Raw genomic sequence first — 17,712 nt, 5'->3', positions numbered from 1 at the left:
CACAAAAATATGAACTGGAACATTGAAACAGGGAAACAGATATCGATGATCATATCCATTATAGTGATGATTTTAATGATCATAAAATATAGAAAGACCGGAAAGGAAAATTTATTTTTTATCATTGGATATCTGTTGTTTTCCCTGATTGATATTTCCTGTTATTTCTATTTCAAGCTGACCAATCTGCCTACGGACATTTTTTATGTAATTGGTTTTTTAATGATCGTATTCTTTCTATACTTATTCTATTATTACCAATTATTGTATGTTCCGCTGCTCAAAAAGATACAGACCATCATCCTGGTTCTTTTTGTCCTCAATATTGTTGTGATGTTTTACACGGAAGATGATCTGCTTCATCATTTTTCTTTTAATATGCTCTATGTAGATATTCTTCTGTTGCTGTTTTCAATTATTTTGTTCCTGTATCAAACCTTTAATTCTGACAAAATATTAGAAATTAAAAACTATTTACCCTTCTGGATATCAGTATCTCTAATGATATTTTTTATCGGAAGTATTCCGATACTTTTTTTCAGAACTACTGTTTCAGAGTCTATTTATTTCTTTATTTTATTTATGCTGAATCTGATCAGTAACGGGATACTTATATTAGGTTTACTCTGGAACAAACAGGAAAGAATAAGATAAATGCTTTTCAGATATGGAAGAGAATAATCTGGTCATCATCTTTACGATTACTTTATTCATCGTTGTTTTGACAATGATCTTTATTTATGTGGTCTTTATCAGGAAAAAAACAAGTCTGTTGATCGAGCAAAAAGAAAAAGATCTCCGGTTTGAAAAGGAACTGGCGACTTCTCAGGTAGAAATGAAAGAACAGACTCTTAATTATATCGGGCAGGAACTGCATGATGATCTGGGACAAAAACTCTCTGTAGTCCGCTTACGTCAAAACCAACTGATTACCAAACTCAAAAATACAGAAAAAGAAGACCTGATTGAGCTTAATGAATTATTGGGCGAGTGTATACAGGATATCAGAAATCTTTCTAAAACATTAATCACGGAACAGATCATTCATTTCGGACTGGCAGAATCCATTGAAAGAGAAGTGAAAAGGATTAAAAAACTAAAATTATTGAAAATAGAATTCATCACTCAAAAACAGGATATTGATATTTCTCCCAAACATGGCCTGATCCTCTTCAGGATTATTCAGGAAAGTATCAATAATATTCTGAAACACTCCAAAGCCAAAAATGTTTCCATACAAATGGAGGATGACTGTGAAAGATTACACATCAGCATTTCCGACAACGGCAGAGGCTTTGATACAAGCATTATTCAGAATGGTTCAGGATTAAAAAATATGGAACTGAGAGCCAAACTGATTCACGCTGAACTGTCTATACATTCAGAACTTAATAAAGGAACACAAACATTGATAACCTATCATAAAAATTTATTATGAAAACTATTCCCATAGCGATCGTAGATGATCATACCTTAATCTCCAAAGCACTGGAGAATATGATCACAGAAAACACTCAATATCGGGTCATTATGAATCATCCCAATGGAGAAGAATTTATTGCAGGAGTGGAGAAAGCTTCAGAATTACCCGCTGTAGTCCTGATGGATGTTAATATGCCTTATAAAAATGGTATAGAAACTACAGAATGGCTTACAGAGCATTATCCCGATATTAAAGTCATTGCCCTTACCATGGATGATGATGAAAGAATATTAATTAAAATGTTAAAAGCGGGCGCAAAAGGCTATCTGCTGAAAGACATGCAGCCTTCCATTCTTTTCCAGGCCATTGAAACTGTATTTGAGAAAGGCAGCTTTTATACTGATTTTGTGGCTCAAAAGCTATTAAAAGTAAAAACAGAAGAAGCCAAAAATGCTTCTTTGCTTTCAGAGCTGAAAGAAAGAGAGAAAGAGTTTATCAAATGGGCCTGCAGCGAACTCACATACAAAGAAATAGCGGATAAAATGTGCCTGAGTCCTAAAACCATTGATGGCTACAGAGATTCGGTTTTTGTGAAACTGGATATAAAAAACAGAGCGGGTCTGGTGCTTTTTGCCTTGAAACATGATCTGTGCTAATTTAATTTTTAACCTTATTATTACCTGAAAAAATAAACATCTTTACATTCTTTTTATGTATCCGGCAGCTTTTCAAGCTGCCGGATTTTTTATTTCATAACTCATTCATATACAAACAAAAAGGTGTTTTTCCTTTTTCAAAATACGGTTTTCTCCTCTGTTTTTGTCCTTCGGAATGACGGAATTTTGTCATAGAAAAAAACACAGAAAGGCAGCCCCCGAAAAGCCGAAACAGAGTAGGGAATATTTTTAAAACTAATACAATGAAAAAAGCACTTATCGTAGGTATTAATGATTATGCACCCATCGGATACGGAGGTCCGGATCTTAACGGCTGTGTAAATGACGCCAGAGACATGGCCAATACATTGGTGATCTGTGGTTTTAGTCCCGCAAAGATTAAAATCCTGACCAATCAGAATGCTACAAGAGCGAATATATTGAACTATCTGAAATCCATGATCAGCACAAGCGTGAAAGGAGATTCTCTTGTTTTTTATTATTCAGGACACGGAACCAGAGTGGCCAATATCGGATCAGATCTGGAACTGGATGGTCTTGACGAAGCGATTTGTCCGCACGATTATGCCAATAACGGAGTGATTCGTGATGATGATTTTAAAACCGTTCTCAGCAAACTGAAAGCCGGAGTGAATATGGAAGTTATCTTCGACTGCTGTTACTCCGGAACAGGAACCAGAAAAATGGATCTGGGACTGGAAGCAGATTTTCTCAACGAAACAGCCCGTTATATTCCTCCAATGCTTGAGGATGAATTTTATCTGACATATGCCAGTGAAATGGAAACTTCTAAAAGTTCAAAGAAATCAACAGTTCTTACTAAAGCACTTGTACCTGTTGCCGGAATGAATCATACGTTATGGGCGGCGGCGAAAGATAATCAGGTATCAATGGAAGGAAATATCAGCGGACAAATTCGAGGGTATTTCACCTATCATTTCTGTAAAATATTGCGTGCAACCAATGGAAATATCGTCAGAAAAACACTTGACAAACAGGTTGCTATCGCCTTAGCCGCTATGGGAGCTGCTCAGATCAACCAAACAGAAAGCATCACAGCAGAATTTTCACAAAAAATATTCACTTAATCATACAACCATTACGGCGGAATCCGAAAAGCCATCAAAAGAGTAGGAATATACCAGATTAAAAATAATAATCATGTCAAAAACCGAAAACAACAATCCAATGACCGCTGAAGAAGTTCTAAGACTTAGAACTGTTAAAGCAAAATCAACTGAAAAACCGTCAGCCATCGAAAAATTATTCAGCCAGGCTCCGGCTATGGAAACCATCAACGGAAGGACTTTTCCTAAAGGGATGAAAACAATAGGAATGCCTATGGATGAAAAAACAGCAGAAAACAGATCTCTGGAAACCGACCATTTCTACCCTACCCATGCTGATTTTGAATACAACCCAAAACTGGAACCTAAAAAAGACCGTAAACCTAAATTCATTGACAGAGATTCTTTCCTGACTCCTGAAAATGCAAGAACTATTTTTGGAGCCGATCAGAGAAAAGTATACAATTCTACAGCCTATCCATGGAGATGTGTGGGAAGAGTGGAAAGTTCTTTAGGTTCAGGAAGCGGTGTGATGATCGGACCAAGACACCTTCTTACCTGTTCTCATATCGTAGACTGGCAGCCTAATAATACAACAGGGTGGCTGAAATTCACCCCAATGTATTACAACGGAAGCGCTCCTTACGGAACGGCTTGGGGTACCTTAACGTATTACAAGTATAAAGTAGCTGGCCCTACCATCGATTCTACAGAAATCCAATATGATTATGTAGTGATTGTATTAGACAGACCTATCGGAAACAGCACAGGTTGGCTAGGCTCAAAATCCTACTCAGATTCATGGGATGGAGGAGCTTACTGGACTCACGCAGGATATCCGGGAGACCTTACAGGAACGCAAAGACCTACGTACCAAACAGGTATTGCATTGGATGGAGATTTCTGGAGTGCCGATGACAACGAAAGCATGAGCCATAAAGCAGATATATGGCCTGGACAAAGCGGAGGTCCTTTTTGGGGATATTGGGACGGTTCTCCGTATGCTGTGGCTACTCAAAGCGCGCATAATCCAAGCGATAATTTTGCAAGTGGCGGCTCAGATTTAGTCAATCTGGTCATCAGAGCAAGAAATGAACATCCTTAATTTATTTTTTTAGCTTCAATCAAGAGCCTGCCTTTCGGGGTGGGCTTTTTTATGTAAACTAAAATAACAGACCAATTGAGTCAGTATTCTCAATATTTTAATACATTTGTTTAAAACATATTTCAGATGAATTTCGAACAGATCAATTTACACCTTGAAGTTTATAAAGAACATGATCAGATTTTGGATGCTGCTAAATACCTGATCCATTCTTTTAATCTGGAACATGAAAACTTTGCAGGATTCGGATTTAGGCAGGAATTATCTCCTACCTCAATGCTTCTCACTGCAGAAGGTGATCTGGGAGGGCCACAAACGGTCATGATCCCAAGAAATTTATTTGATTTTGACCTGAACCTTGTTCTGAATATGGTTGCCCACGAAATGCTTCATGTAAGACAGAAAGCTCCCGGACAGGTTATTGAAGACAAAAATGAAAGGGAATTTCAGGCGTATTATGAGATGCTTTTTCACAAAGTTTTTCCGCAGATTCCTGAAGTTTCAGATTTTCATAAAAAATTCTTCGGTGGAAAGGCCCTGGAATATTATAAAAGAATGGGTGAAGGATCATTATTACAACAAAAATATGCAGAACAGAAAACAGAAGTAGAACATTTAATCAACGAATTACCATGACAGTAAAACCAGATATTACCTGGGCAGATTTTGAAAAAATAGACATCAGGTGTGGAACCATCATCTCTGTGAATGATTTTGAAAAAGCTAGAAATCCATCTTACCAGCTGGAAATAGATTTCGGAGACCTGGGAATCAGAAAATCATCCGCACAAATTACTTCTCTTTATGAAAAAGAAGAACTTGTAGGAAAACAGATTTTAGCGGTTGTCAATTTCCCTAAAAAGCAGATTGCCAATTTCTTCAGTGAATGTCTCGTATTAGGATTATATGGTGAGGACAAAAAAGATGTTACTCTTTTAGCGCCTTCATTGCCTACAAAAAATGGAATGCAGGTAGGATAAACACCCAACAAAAACACATATGATACAGAACATCCCCTTAGAAAGAGTTTTATTCCTTGATATTGAGACCGTTCCGCAAGCTGGATCATGGGAAGATTTGTCCGAAACCGATCAGTATCTGTGGGATAAAAAAACAAAATTTCAGAGAAAAGACGATGTCACGGCAGAAGAATTTTATGACAGAGCCGGTATTATGGCCGAATTTGGAAAAATTATCTGCATCACCATCGGAATGGTTGAAAAGAATGAAACCTTAAAAATAAAAAGCTTTTCCGGACATGATGAAAAGAAAATGCTTCAGGAATTTGGAGAAATCTTCAACAGCCCAAGACTTTACAATGTGATTCTCTGCGCGCACAATGGAAAAGAATTTGATTTTCCGTGGATTGCCAGACGCTACCTTATCAATGGAATGCAGCCTCCCGCTCCGTTTCAGATGTTTGGAAAAAAACCTTGGGAAGTTCCCCATATAGATACAATGGAACTGTGGAAATTTGGGGATTATAAGAGTTTTGTATCGCTGGAATTACTGGCTCATGTCTTTGGTATTCCCACTCCGAAGGATGATATTGACGGCTCAATGGTTTCATCAATTTACTACATAGAGAAAGACTTGCAGAGAATTGTTGACTATTGTGAAAAAGATGTCTTAACTTTGGCAAATATTTTCCGGCGCATGCGTCAGGAAGATTTGTTGAAAAGGAATATCAATCTAGATTAAAAAATGAAATTTACAGACGATCAAATTGCTGACATTGGTGAGGAAATCATTGGTGTACTAAAAACCGTATATGACCCTGAAATTCCGGTAGATATCTACGAATTGGGGCTGATTTACGATGTCCAGATCTCCGATGATGCTGACGTAAAAATTATAATGACCCTTACTACTCCCAACTGTCCTGTGGCAGAAACACTTCCTCAGGAGGTAAAGGATAAAGTGGCTGAAGTAGAGAACGTAAAAAGTGTAGATTTAGAGCTTACTTTCGAGCCAAGCTGGAATAAGGATATGATGAGCGAAGAGGCAAAGTTTGAGCTGGGAATGCTTTAATTACCCTTAACAATATAAAACCCCGAAGAATGATTTTCGGGGTTTTTATTTTTAAATATCTTTTGCAATTTCCTTTCCTTCTCTCCTGCTCCACTCACTCCATGAACCTACATACAGAGCTGGGATTGGAAATCCTGCATAGTCCAGAGCTAAAATTGTATGGCAGGCAGTAACTCCAGAACCACAATGAATGATCAGATGTTCAGGCTTATTTTGTAATAACTTACTGTATTTTTCTTTTAAGATTTCCGGGCTCAGAAAGTTTCCGTTTTCATCGAGGTTTTCAGAAAAAGGAATATTAATCGCTCCCGGAATATGTCCTGCTATCAGATCAATAGGCTCAGATTCTCCTTTATAGCGATAAGCATCTCTTACATCAACAACTGTAGAAGAATCGTTTGTTAATTCATTTTCAACCACTTCCAGACTCGAAACCGGAAGACTCCAGTGATTTTTTTTAATTAAAGCTGCTTTATCAAATTTCTCTTCCCCGGAAGAAAATTCTAATCCTGCTTTTTCCGCTGCCTGCATTCCGCCATCAAGAACCTGAACTTTTTCCAACCCGAAAGATCTCAGCATCCACCATGCTCTTGCTGCTGCATTGGAAGCATTTTTATCATCATAGACAACAATATGAGCCTCTTCTGATATCCCAAGATCCGAAAGGGTTTCAGCAAACTTTTCTACGGAAGGAAGAGGATGCCTTCCACCAAAAGCTGCATTTTCTCCAATCTCTGCCAGATCTTTATCCAGATCAATAAATCTTGCTCCGCGAATATGCTTTTCAAGATAATTTTGCTTTACATCTTTTCCGGTTCTTGCATCAAGAAGGATAAGATTTTCAGCAGAAATTTTGTTGAGTTCAGATGATGAAATTATTGGAGTCATTTTGTTGATTTTGGAATTAATTTAATTATGTTTTGGCTAAAGCCATGTATATTTCAATATAGTAAAGCGGGCTAAAGCCCGCTCCTATTGATAGTTTTCTCGCAGATCCTGCTGATTAAGCAGATCTTCTTTTCTATCCGCGGGATCTGCAAAATCTGCGAGAGATTTATTCATCTTAAAAATGAAAAATATCCTTCGCCTTATTATAAGAACTTTCAAAGTTCAGAAGGTTCAGCTTATGTTCTGCTTTTTCAACACTCATAAAATTGATCACCTGTTCTGTAGGCATATTTCCCACAAGATCATCTTTAGCCATTGGACATCCTCCGATTCCTTTGATAGCACTGTCAAATCTTCGGCAGCCTTGGTCGTAAGCCGCTTTTAATTTTGAATAGGAATCTTCATAACGGTTATGAAAATGTCCACCGAAATTGATTTCAGGATATTTTGAAGGTATTTTTTCAAACAAAAGAGCAATCGTTTCAGGAGTTGCCACTCCGGTAGTATCTGATAATAAGATATCTTTCACTCCGATGTCCGAAAATTTTTGTGCCCATTGGTCGACATCCTCCCACTTCCACATTTCACCATATGGATTTCCAAAAGCCATAGAGAAATAGATATTAAGTTGTTTTCCTTCGCTTTTTACCAGTTCAAGCATTTTAATGATTTCATCAAAGGCTTCTTCCTGGCTTTTATTGGTATTTCTGTGCTGAAACGTTTCAGAAATAGAAAATGGAAAGCCCAGAATATCTACTGACTCGTGCTTCAATGCTTTTTCGGCACCTCTGTAATTACCAATAATAGCAGAAACTTTGGTTCTGGAACGTGATTTGTCGATATTTTTTGCCACCTCATCAGAGTCAGCCATCTGCGGAATCGCTTTCGGAGAAACAAAACTCAGACAATCCAATACATCAAAGCCAACATCCATCAAGGAGTTGATATAATCTATTTTTTTATCGGTAGGGATAAATTCTCCCCATCCCTGCATTGCATCTCTAGGACATTCGGTAAGAAACATTTTTACTTTTTGATTTTCTCAAATATAATAAAACTAAACTACTTGGTACACTGTATACACAAAGCTAGCACTATTTTGATTTCCAAATATTTATATATGATTTATAATTTCAATAACTGATATTAAATCGCAAATAACGTATTCTCAGCATCAAAATTGCTAACTTTGTTAAAATTTATGATATCTGATGAGTACAATCGAATTCAACCCTTTGTGGAAAGAAAAATTACTGAACCGTTTTCTTAGCTATGTAAAAATATATTCAACCAGCGATGCAGAAAGTGAAGCTACACCTTCCACCCCTCGCCAATGGGATATTGCCAATTATATTACTGAAGAACTAAAGACCATTGGTCTGGAAGATGTTTCTATAGACAGCAACGGTTATATCATGGGCTATGTTCCTTCTAACCTTGAAAACGATGACAGACCAACGATTGGGTTTATTTCGCATTATGATACTTCACCGGATTTCAGCGGAGAAAATGTAAAACCTCAGGTTTGGAAGAACTATGACGGAAATGATCTTCTTTTGAACCAGGCAACAGGATTCACTTTATCTCCTTCAAGATTTGAAAGCTTAAAAAAATATATCGGTCAGACGTTAATTACTACTGACGGAACCACTCTTTTGGGTGCTGATGATAAAGCAGGCTGTGCAGAGATCGTAACAGCTGCTGAATATCTTATCGCTCATCCGGAGATCAAACATGGAAGAATTGCCATAGGATTTACTCCTGATGAAGAAATCGGAAGAGGTGCTCATAAATTTGATGTTGCTAAATTTGGCGCAGAATGGGCTTACACAATGGATGGCGGAGAAGTTGGAGAATTGGAATATGAAAACTTTAACGCTGCCGGAGCTGTGGTAAAAATCCATGGATTAAGTGTTCACCCTGGTTATGCTTACGGAAAAATGATCAATGCTGCTCTTTTAGCTGCTGAGTTTGCTCAAATGCTTCCTGCTAACGAAACCCCTGCAACAACAAAAGGTTTTGACGGATTCTATCACTTAATGGATATTACTGCTGATATTTCAGAGGCTAAACTTCAATATATCATACGTGATCATGATGCTGATAAATTTGAAGCCAGAAAGAAATTCATGGAGGAAAAAGTAGCTGAGTTCAACCAAAAACATGGGGAAGGAACTGCTGAAGTAGAGATTAAAGAGCAGTACAGAAACATGAAGCAGCAATTTGAAGGTAAAATGCATATTGTAGACCTTGCGGCTAAAGCAATGACTGAAGCTGGTATCGAACCTAAGATCAAAGCGATCAGAGGAGGTACAGATGGCGCCCAGCTTTCTTATATGGGACTTCCTTGCCCGAATATCTTTGCGGGAGGAATCAACTTCCACGGACCGTACGAATATGTTGCTTTGGAAAGCATGGAAAAAGCGACTGAAGTCATTATTAATATTGTAAAAGCTTAATAAATCATGAAAAAGGTCTTAGCATCAGCATTCATTTTCACTTTTATTTTCAGCAGTGCCCAGGTTTCTGAATTTCAGAGAGCAGATTCACGCTATGAAAGAAAGAAAACGGCTCTGTATAATAAATATCCTAAGCCTAATGATTTACGAACCAAGAAAGAATGGCTTTTAACCGAGGATAAAATAACGGCTTACAAAACCGCTCTAGATAAAGCTTCTCTGGAGGATCAGAAAATGATCTCCGCAGATCCTCCTGTAAAGACAAAAGTGAGTAAGGAAGCAGATTTCGATAAAGGTAAAGCTGCTTTTCAAAAGCTTTTATATGAAGCTGTAGATCTTGACTTTCTCAACTTTTCTTCAGATTCTTACAAAGCAACAATAAGTTTTGTTGTCGACTCTAAGGGGAATCCTCTTGATCCCAATGTAAAAGGAAACAATGAAGATGTAAACGCATTCATTGAAGCCGCTTTTTACAGGATTAAAGAGAAAGGCAAGTGGAAACCGGCAGAGGACAAAGGAAAATCCGTCTCCTCCAATGTTACTGTTCCTTTAGTAATGTCTTTTAAAAAATAATATACAAAACCCGCTATTCTGATAGCGGGTTTTTATTTTTCATATACTGAAAACATAAACAAAGATCATTATGTTGTTGATATTAATTTAACGTAATTCTTTTGTAAGTTTTAAATAATTCACTTAATTTTGATTAAACCTTAAAATCACTTTATATGAAAATGAAATCCAACCATTTCAAAATCAACAGAAATTTTTACTTTTCTTTTCTTTTTTCTTTTTTCTGTTTATTTCTTTTAACGTCTTGTTCTCAGGATGATCCGGCGGATGCTCCTGTTGAAAAACCTGTAGAGTCTGCTCAAATGAAGACTTTAGGCAATCTGACTTTACAGAAGAATGTTATTATCCTGAATGATGAATCAGTAAATGCCATTTCTGCTCATCATGACGGAGAAATTACATTTAGCCGTATGACACCGCAAACGGATAGCATTTCCGTAGGAACAGTTATTGTAGGAACTAAAATAGAAGGAGATGAGGTAAACACTATTCTTTCGAAAGTAAGTTCTGTTTCAAAATTGAATAACCAGTTTAAAGTACAGACTTCCAGTGCAAAGCTTGAAGAGTTTATCTACAGTGGAACATTAAGCGGCGTATATGATCCATCAGGGAAAGCTCCCGTTAATATTGATGGAAGAATGGTTAATTATATTCCTGTAGAAGGGATGGTTTCTGAACAGATCAATCAAAGAATACATTCTATCGAAGCTAAAAACCTTCAGAATCAGAAATTAATTACCTTCAACCGTTATAATTTTAATAAAACTTATTCATTTCCTCTAACTTCAGCTGGAACATCCAGTGTAAATCTACAAGGAGGATTTACACCAAAGATTGATTATAATATTACATTCTCATGGGGACATTTGTCCAACTTCTATGTTAACCTCATCATGGATGATATCAAACTTAAGAGTACAGTAAGTATTGCAGGAAGCCTGGGCTATACCGCAAGCACTACAGATTATCTGAATATTCCTATCGTTCCTATCGTTTTGGGGCCTACAGGATTGATCTTAAGCCCTACCCTTTCTGCCGGACCTTTTCTGGGAGTACAGGCTGCGGGAAAAGTACAGGCCCAGGTTTTGGATCTTGAGGGAAATGCTAACTTTTTAGTAAGCAAAAACCCGGAGATTAACATTAATCTTCAAAAGAAATCAGAACCAACCATCACTGTTGCAGAGGGAAATTTATCTGCTGAAGGAGGTTTAGAAGCAAAAGGAGCCGTAGGACTGATGTTTCTTACTATCCCTATTGCTAATTCAGGAGTAAAAGGAAGAGCTTCTGCCCTTTCCTCTTTAGGATTAACACTTGTTCCTCAAAGAAAAGGTGTGATTTCTGTAAAAGGAAAAATTCAGGCTGATATGTTCTATGGTTTTGGAATTGCTCCTCTACGATATGAAGGAACCATTCCTCTTTTCAAAAAAGAGCGTACACTGTATCAGAAGGAATTCAGTTTCTAAGACATCATTCCTGTTCATCATAAAAAGCCACTTTCACAGTGGCTTTTCTTCATTAACCCCCCCCACAGGAAATTCATTTACAACACATTAAGACAATTTCACTATATTTACAGGAATGTACAATTTTTAAACGAAAACATTAATACCAATTATCATGAAAACAATGAAAAAACTTTTGAGAAAAGATTTATCTGCTATTCTGGGCAGCGGAGGAGATAGCTGTCATATGGGAGGCAACTCTTATAATTGTCAGAACGACTGCCAATGTGCATGGGGATACGCATGTGAAATGTATGAAGACGGAAATCCGGGACAGTGCATCGCTGTAGGCGGTGGCGGAAATCCTGGCGGCGGCACTGGCGGATGTATTCCTCCTACTATTTGTGAAGAACAGCCTTATTAATTGATAAAAAACCGGGGGTATTACTGCTTCCGGTTTTTTTTATTCTTACTACTTGTATTCAAAGACACCTCTTCGTGAAGTTATATCATGTATCTCTGTAAAAATCACAAAAAAAACTCTTTATAGTCAAAAAATTCCACTAATTCTTGTTTTGTTTTTAAATCTAACAGCCTAAAACTCAAAATATTTTTAACAAAAAAAATCCTGTATAAGTGAATTTATATCAGATTTGAATTTTTATTAATTTTCTTTCGATTATAATCTTTTACGTTATTACTTTTATTAAAAAATCACACAAATGAAAGTATTAAAATCTATTTTCGCATTAATTACATTCTTTTTCGCGGCCAATCTTGTATCGGCTTCAGGATCAGGTATTCCCTATAACGGAGAAACTTACAAAATCCCTCTTGCAGGAAATGCCTTTATAACCCGCCCGGCAAGTAACGGAACGGAGGAGATTGCCGATTACGGACTTACAAACTGGACAAGTTCTCAAGCGGTAGTGAGCACCTATTTTAAGGTAAGCAACAGTGGATTGTTAAACATTAAAGTAATCGCAAAGGTATTCTTTGATAAAAGCAGTACCATTAAAGTTACCGTTAATGGAGTTTCACACAAAATCTTTATGAAGGGAACGTCTTTTAATACCTATTCCGCCGGAAGCTTCTATGTTCCCGCAGGATATGTAAAAGTAGATCTTCAGGGGGTAAGGAAAAACGGTCTCTATTTCGGTCGCGTATCCGATCTGCTGATTGACGGACCAGCAACATCAGGAAGCACTATTTTCTGTAACAATCCGGATTATTATTATTGGGCAAGAAGAGGTCCTTCCTGTCACTTAGGCTACGTTATTCCTACTTCTGAAAACGTTTCCTACTACTACAATGAAGTAACTGTACCTGTTGGTCAGGACAAGGTGGGCTCTTATTTTATGGCAGACGGTTTTGGAGAAGGTTATTTTGGAATGCAGGTAAATACTGCACAGGAAAGACATATTTTATTTTCGGTATGGAGTCCCTTCGAAACAGATAACCCTGATACGATTCCTGAAGATAAAAAGATCAAACTAAACTGTAAGGGAGAAAATGTTACCATTGGAGAATTCGGTAACGAAGGCTCAGGAGGACAGAGCTACCTGAAATTTCCATGGAAAGCGGGACTTACCTATAAATTTCTGCTGAAGGCAAATCCGGATGGAACAGGAAGTACCGATTACACAGCCTGGTTTTTTGAACCGGAAGCTGGTAGCTGGATGCTGATTGCAAGCTGGAAAAGACCTTATACCAATACTTACTTAAAAGGATTTTACAGTTTTGTAGAAAACTTTGAACCTGAAAATGGTTATCTGGGCAGAAGGGCTGAATTCGGAAACCAATGGATAAGAACAGCACAGGGGCAATGGATGCCGGTTTCAAAAGCGAATTTTACCGTGGATGCTACGTATTCCGCCAATCAGAGAGTAGATGCATCTGGAGGAACTGCTAATAACAAATTTTTCTTAAGAAACGGTGGATTTACCAATGAGTACACTCCGGTAAACACATTGCTGACCGTTACTGCACCCGCTCAGGCTCCGAATATTAATCTATCGGCTTTACCATACTGCAATAATACAGGTACGGTACAACAGCGTTATGCAGAGGTTTCTGAACATAATGATCACATCAAATTGTTCCCTAATCCTGCCCATAGCATCATTCAGGTAAAGGGGCTGGAAGGAAAACAGGCTTCATACAGCATTTTGAACGTACAGGGTAAAGTAGTCAAGACAGGACACACAAACGGAGAGGAAATATCAATCTCAACATTGCTGGATGGTATCTATATAATCAACATATTTGACGGTACTACCACCAGCAAAAGTTTAAAGTTTATTAAAAATTAAATGGAAAGCAGGCTCAGTCTTTCCAATCAAAAACAAATACAGATATCGCGTATTTAACAAGGTGAACACCTTTTAAGAATGGCAGCGTTATTACATAATAAAAACCGGAAGTATGGCAACTTCCGGTTTTATTTTTCACCTAAAAACAGATCCTTGTCAAAGCATCTCTGCCATTCATCAAATAAAATTTCATACCATCCATCACAGTTGTTGTTTTGCAACAGATTTTTAACAATAATAAAATTATGAAGCAGCAATTTTTCGCTCTAAGTGCATTGTTATTATGCATTTTTTGCGGCGTGGAAACTAAAGCACAACAGACTCCGGCTTTTCACATTGGGGTAAAGGGAGGGGCAAACTTTACAAAAACCTCCACGGAATCTTCTCTCGAAGGGAAATATGGATTTGGCTACCAGGCAGGGGTAATGACAAGAATGGATATCGGAAAACTGTATGTGCAGGGAGAAGCTCTTTTCAACAAAAAGAAAGCGTCCTTCGAGTCCCAAGACGGAAACTCTTCAAAACTTTCATGGAACGCTATTGATATTCCTGTAGTGGTTGGGTATAAACTGATTAAAGCAGATGATTTTAATGTAAGAATATTTGCCGGAGGGGTTTACAGCTATGCTTTCAACAATAAAGCATCTGCCTCTCAGGCTCTACAGGAGGGATTTAAGAAATTTGACAAATCCAATATTGGCCTTACGGGTGGTGTAGGATTAGATTATAAAAACTTCACGGTAGATTTGAGGTATGAGACCGGTCTTACAAGCATTAGTAAAGAATTTAAATCCAAACCCCACAGTTTTTCCCTCGGAATAGGTTATTTCCTGTTCTAAAAAACTTAAATTATCTTTACGATTAGAAACTGTTTTCCCTGCAGTTTCTAATTTTTTTATCAACCTATTTCCAATTCCATGACAAAATCTTTTATTTTAAAAGAATACATATTTACTTTTATTTTCTGGCTTGTACTGGCGATTGTATTGTGGTTTAATTTCCAGAGTACAACAGAAACCTATCTTGCGATGACCCAGGCTGCTATCATTGCAGCATTTTCGTTTACATTTACTCATTTTTTAACCAATAAGCTTTTGCCGAAAGCTCTCCGGGAAAAGAAAATGAAACTGTTTCTGGTACAGCTGGTCATGGTTATTTTCATGCTCAGTATGGTCTTTTCCGTTATATTCACATATCTTGAAGTGGAGCCCAAAGATCAGCTTCCGGACAACTTCAGAGATCATTTGCCTTTTTTATGGAAGGGTTTTTATATGTCTCTCCCAGCCTCATTTCTGATTAACGGCGCAGCGTGTGGTATCAAATTTTACAATGAACACGGAAGAATAGAGCGCGATCATATTCTGCTGCAGCAGGCTCATCTGGAAAACCAGCTCAAACTTTTACAGGATCAGATCAATCCCCATGTGGTATTTAATATTCTGAATCATATTCATATCCTGATGAAGACAGATACCCAGCTGGCGGATTTTTTACTGATGAAATTTTCGGATATTCTCCGGTATCAGCTATATCACTGTAATCAAACCATGGTTTCTTTGGATAAAGATGTAGAATACCTTCAAAACCTGGTTGAAGTAGAGAAACTGAGATGGGGAAATGAACTGGACGTAAAAGCCAGTTGGGAAATTGATAATAAAAAAGCTTTTATTGCCCCATTACTTCTCGTTCCTTTTATAGAAAATGCTTTTAAATATGTATGCAGGCTTCCCGGTCATAATGGATATGTAAAAATATCATGTCAGGAAAAAGACAACAGGCTCTATTTTTATGTTGAAAATTCCTATTCCGATAGGGTTACCTATAAAAAGAAGGACGAAACGGGTGGAATTGGTCTTCAAAATGTAAAAAAACGTTTAAAACTGCAATATCCGGATTCCCACGATCTGAAAATTGAAACGGATCACAATATTTTTAAAATAACTTTAACACTTATGCTATCCGAACACCATGAGCAATATAATTCCTAAAATGAAATGCCTTATTATCGATGACGAACCTCTGGCAAGATTCCATCTTAAAGAGCTGGCAGATCAGATTGATTTCTTATCAGTTGAAAGTACCTGCGCAACAGCTTTGGAAGCAGATACGATAGTGAAGGAGAAAGAAATAGACCTTCTGTTTTTGGATATCAACATGCCTTATCTTACAGGTCTGGAGTTTTTGGAACAGCTGGAAAACCCTCCTCTGTGTATTCTTACCACGGCGTATTCCGAATATGCTCTGGAAGGATTTCGTCTGCAGGTGGTAGATTACCTATTAAAACCCATTGCATTCAATCGTTTTTATCAGGCTGTCAACAAGGCACAGCAGCAGTTTATCATCAGTGAGAAATTAAAAAACAATACCACTCTGGATGATCCTTTTCTCTATGTAAGACAGTCTGACACGTTTATTAAAATTTCGTGGGTAGACATCCTCTACATTGAAAGTATGCAGAATTACACCAAGCTTCATTTTAAAGATAAATCACTGATTATTCATCAGACTATGAAGGCCATTGAGGAGTCACTTCCTTCAGATCATTTTTTCAGGATTCATAAATCCTACCTCATCAATATTACCCATATTGATATGATTTCCGGAGGACGGCTTTTCATTAATAAAATTGAGCTTCCGATATCCCGTACCCGAAAGGAAGAACTGCTTAATCAGGTGGTGTATAAGAAACTAATCAGCAAATAGCTGGAAGAAATGAGCCGGAAGCAGGGAATTTAATAACTCCATGCTTCCGGCATTTTTTTATGGGAGATTCCAGCGTAATGATACTGCTGCATAAAATGTGCTTGAAAATCTGGGATCTGCTATCTTTTTGTCTCTGAAAATACTGCTGATTTTGCGGTCATTTTCGCTGAAGCTCCTCAGGATGGCAGTTCCTCCTGTAAGACGTAAAGTAAGCCGGTCATTGATTTTTAGTTCCGGCCTGAGCCCTGCAGTGATCTGCTGATATCCTAGCAACATCGACTTTCCGTTTATATTTCTTTCGGCAGTCATACCGTTCAGTTCTACAACAGCTTTTAAAGCAAATTTATCCGAGAAAAGATATCCGGCTTCCATTCCTTCCGGGAAATTAAGCTTGAATTTAATCTTTCCGTTTGTTTTCCAGTCGAAATAAATCCATGGTAAAATCATTGGGACACCAAAAGCTGTAGTAAGCACAGGCCCGGCTCCTAACGAAAGGTTAGGATTAAAATGTCTGATAAATAAAATTCCACCCTGCCCCAGTACATCATCGAAATCTATTTTCTCAAGATCGGTATACACTCCTACGGATGCCGTCATCATCATACTCCACTTTTTACCTAAAGGTCTCATATGCTGTATTCCGATCTGTGCGTTCAGCATCTGATCCGGAAATAATGCTGTTTCATAATTTTTGTGATTCATCTTTGCATACGATCCGCTCAGCAGCATAGACCATGCTCGTACTTTCCCATCAGTATCTTTTTTTACGGATAACGGAATACTTAGATTCAGATCGATTCTTTTAAAATCACTTTTAGAATTGGTCTTTGTACTATCTTCCGGACGGATGTAATTGGATGCAGGAATGTATTCGGTTTTAAGCTCTGCAGAGAGCCCGGACTGTGCATTTACCCAGTATCCTAATGGCAATATACAGCATAAAGCTGTCGAAAGGGTTCTTTTCATATTTTAAATTTTATGCAAAGAGAACCCTTTGACTATTTTTCACAAAAATTACTTGATTAAGTGCCC

At 37.6% G+C, this 17,712-nt stretch carries 20 protein-coding genes; 17 read left to right on the top strand and 3 right to left on the bottom strand.

The window, feature by feature from the left end; all coding sequences use genetic code 11:
• Positions 1 to 9 precede the first annotated feature (9 nt).
• From DDF69_RS04410 to DDF69_RS04370, 9 genes are all read left to right on the top strand, one after another.
• The gene (locus DDF69_RS04410) at positions 10 to 654 is read left to right on the top strand and encodes a hypothetical protein (protein WP_114819700.1); all 645 of its coding nucleotides are present in this window, start codon (positions 10 to 12) and stop codon (positions 652 to 654) included.
• A 13-nt stretch (positions 655 to 667) separates the two neighbouring features.
• Positions 668 to 1,438 (top strand): sensor histidine kinase, encoded by a 771-nt coding sequence (locus DDF69_RS04405; protein WP_114819699.1) that lies wholly within the window; start codon positions 668 to 670, stop codon positions 1,436 to 1,438.
• Positions 1,435 to 2,079 carry a response regulator transcription factor gene (locus DDF69_RS04400; protein WP_114819698.1) on the top strand — a complete coding sequence of 215 codons (645 nt, stop codon included), beginning with the start codon at positions 1,435 to 1,437 and terminating at the stop codon, positions 2,077 to 2,079. The genes DDF69_RS04405 and DDF69_RS04400 overlap by 4 nt, the downstream gene beginning before the upstream one ends.
• A gap of 263 nt (positions 2,080 to 2,342) precedes the next feature.
• Entirely contained in the window at positions 2,343 to 3,188 is an 846-nt protein-coding gene (locus tag DDF69_RS04395; protein ID WP_114819697.1) for a caspase domain-containing protein, read from the top strand.
• Positions 3,189 to 3,261: 73 nt separating this feature from the next.
• Positions 3,262 to 4,272 (top strand): trypsin-like serine peptidase, encoded by a 1,011-nt coding sequence (locus DDF69_RS04390; protein WP_114819696.1) that lies wholly within the window; start codon positions 3,262 to 3,264, stop codon positions 4,270 to 4,272.
• A 126-nt stretch (positions 4,273 to 4,398) separates the two neighbouring features.
• Complete coding sequence (locus DDF69_RS04385; RefSeq protein WP_114819695.1) at positions 4,399 to 4,908, top strand: hypothetical protein; 510 nt, start codon at positions 4,399 to 4,401, stop codon at positions 4,906 to 4,908.
• Positions 4,905 to 5,252 (top strand): tRNA-binding protein, encoded by a 348-nt coding sequence (locus DDF69_RS04380; RefSeq protein WP_034691975.1) that lies wholly within the window; start codon positions 4,905 to 4,907, stop codon positions 5,250 to 5,252. The genes DDF69_RS04385 and DDF69_RS04380 overlap by 4 nt, the downstream gene beginning before the upstream one ends.
• Before the next feature lie 19 nt (positions 5,253 to 5,271).
• Positions 5,272 to 5,973, top strand: coding sequence for a 3'-5' exonuclease (locus DDF69_RS04375; protein WP_114819694.1), 702 nt, complete (start codon positions 5,272 to 5,274; stop codon positions 5,971 to 5,973).
• Between the two features lie 3 nt (positions 5,974 to 5,976).
• Positions 5,977 to 6,303 carry an SUF system Fe-S cluster assembly protein gene (locus DDF69_RS04370; protein ID WP_034691980.1) on the top strand — a complete coding sequence of 109 codons (327 nt, stop codon included), beginning with the start codon at positions 5,977 to 5,979 and terminating at the stop codon, positions 6,301 to 6,303.
• 51 nt (positions 6,304 to 6,354) lie between these two features.
• On the opposite strand, the gene DDF69_RS04365 is transcribed toward DDF69_RS04370, so the two are convergent.
• Positions 6,355 to 7,191, bottom strand: a complete 837-nt coding sequence (locus DDF69_RS04365; protein ID WP_114819693.1) for a sulfurtransferase — start codon at positions 7,189 to 7,191, stop codon at positions 6,355 to 6,357.
• A gap of 175 nt (positions 7,192 to 7,366) precedes the next feature.
• Positions 7,367 to 8,215 (bottom strand): hydroxymethylglutaryl-CoA lyase, encoded by an 849-nt coding sequence (locus DDF69_RS04360; RefSeq protein WP_114819692.1) that lies wholly within the window; start codon positions 8,213 to 8,215, stop codon positions 7,367 to 7,369.
• 187 nt (positions 8,216 to 8,402) lie between these two features.
• Between DDF69_RS04360 and pepT the strand changes: the two genes are divergently transcribed.
• The 8 genes from pepT to DDF69_RS04320 all read left to right on the top strand — a co-directional run bounded on the left by pepT (position 8,403) and on the right by DDF69_RS04320 (position 16,680).
• Complete coding sequence (pepT, locus tag DDF69_RS04355; RefSeq protein ID WP_114819691.1) at positions 8,403 to 9,650, top strand: peptidase T; 1,248 nt, start codon at positions 8,403 to 8,405, stop codon at positions 9,648 to 9,650.
• Between the two features lie 6 nt (positions 9,651 to 9,656).
• The gene (locus tag DDF69_RS04350) at positions 9,657 to 10,223 is read left to right on the top strand and encodes a hypothetical protein (protein WP_114819690.1); all 567 of its coding nucleotides are present in this window, start codon (positions 9,657 to 9,659) and stop codon (positions 10,221 to 10,223) included.
• Positions 10,224 to 10,378: 155 nt separating this feature from the next.
• Positions 10,379 to 11,686 (top strand): hypothetical protein, encoded by a 1,308-nt coding sequence (locus tag DDF69_RS04345; protein WP_114819689.1) that lies wholly within the window; start codon positions 10,379 to 10,381, stop codon positions 11,684 to 11,686.
• 154 nt (positions 11,687 to 11,840) lie between these two features.
• Entirely contained in the window at positions 11,841 to 12,089 is a 249-nt protein-coding gene (locus DDF69_RS04340; RefSeq protein ID WP_114819688.1) for a hypothetical protein, read from the top strand.
• Positions 12,090 to 12,387: 298 nt separating this feature from the next.
• Positions 12,388 to 13,977, top strand: coding sequence for a DUF3472 domain-containing protein (locus DDF69_RS04335; protein WP_114819687.1), 1,590 nt, complete (start codon positions 12,388 to 12,390; stop codon positions 13,975 to 13,977).
• Between the two features lie 245 nt (positions 13,978 to 14,222).
• On the top strand, positions 14,223 to 14,816 hold the full coding sequence (locus DDF69_RS04330; RefSeq protein WP_114819686.1) for a porin family protein: 594 nt from the start codon (positions 14,223 to 14,225) through the stop codon (positions 14,814 to 14,816).
• Between the two features lie 78 nt (positions 14,817 to 14,894).
• Positions 14,895 to 15,965: a sensor histidine kinase gene (locus tag DDF69_RS04325; RefSeq protein ID WP_114819685.1), complete on the top strand. Its 1,071-nt coding sequence runs from the start codon at positions 14,895 to 14,897 to the stop codon at positions 15,963 to 15,965.
• Positions 15,946 to 16,680, top strand: coding sequence for a LytR/AlgR family response regulator transcription factor (locus DDF69_RS04320; RefSeq protein ID WP_114819684.1), 735 nt, complete (start codon positions 15,946 to 15,948; stop codon positions 16,678 to 16,680). Before DDF69_RS04325 ends, DDF69_RS04320 begins: the two co-directional genes overlap by 20 nt.
• A gap of 57 nt (positions 16,681 to 16,737) precedes the next feature.
• On the opposite strand, the gene DDF69_RS04315 is transcribed toward DDF69_RS04320, so the two are convergent.
• Positions 16,738 to 17,646 carry a DUF6268 family outer membrane beta-barrel protein gene (locus DDF69_RS04315; RefSeq protein WP_114819683.1) on the bottom strand — a complete coding sequence of 303 codons (909 nt, stop codon included), beginning with the start codon at positions 17,644 to 17,646 and terminating at the stop codon, positions 16,738 to 16,740.
• Positions 17,647 to 17,712: the final 66 nt, after the last annotated feature.

Source organism: Chryseobacterium sp. KLBC 52 (genome assembly GCF_003347605.1).
GTDB lineage: Bacteria > Bacteroidota > Bacteroidia > Flavobacteriales > Weeksellaceae > Chryseobacterium.
The sequence above is the reverse complement of the archived record's forward strand: the minus strand, read 5'-3'. Positions and strand labels throughout refer to the sequence as shown.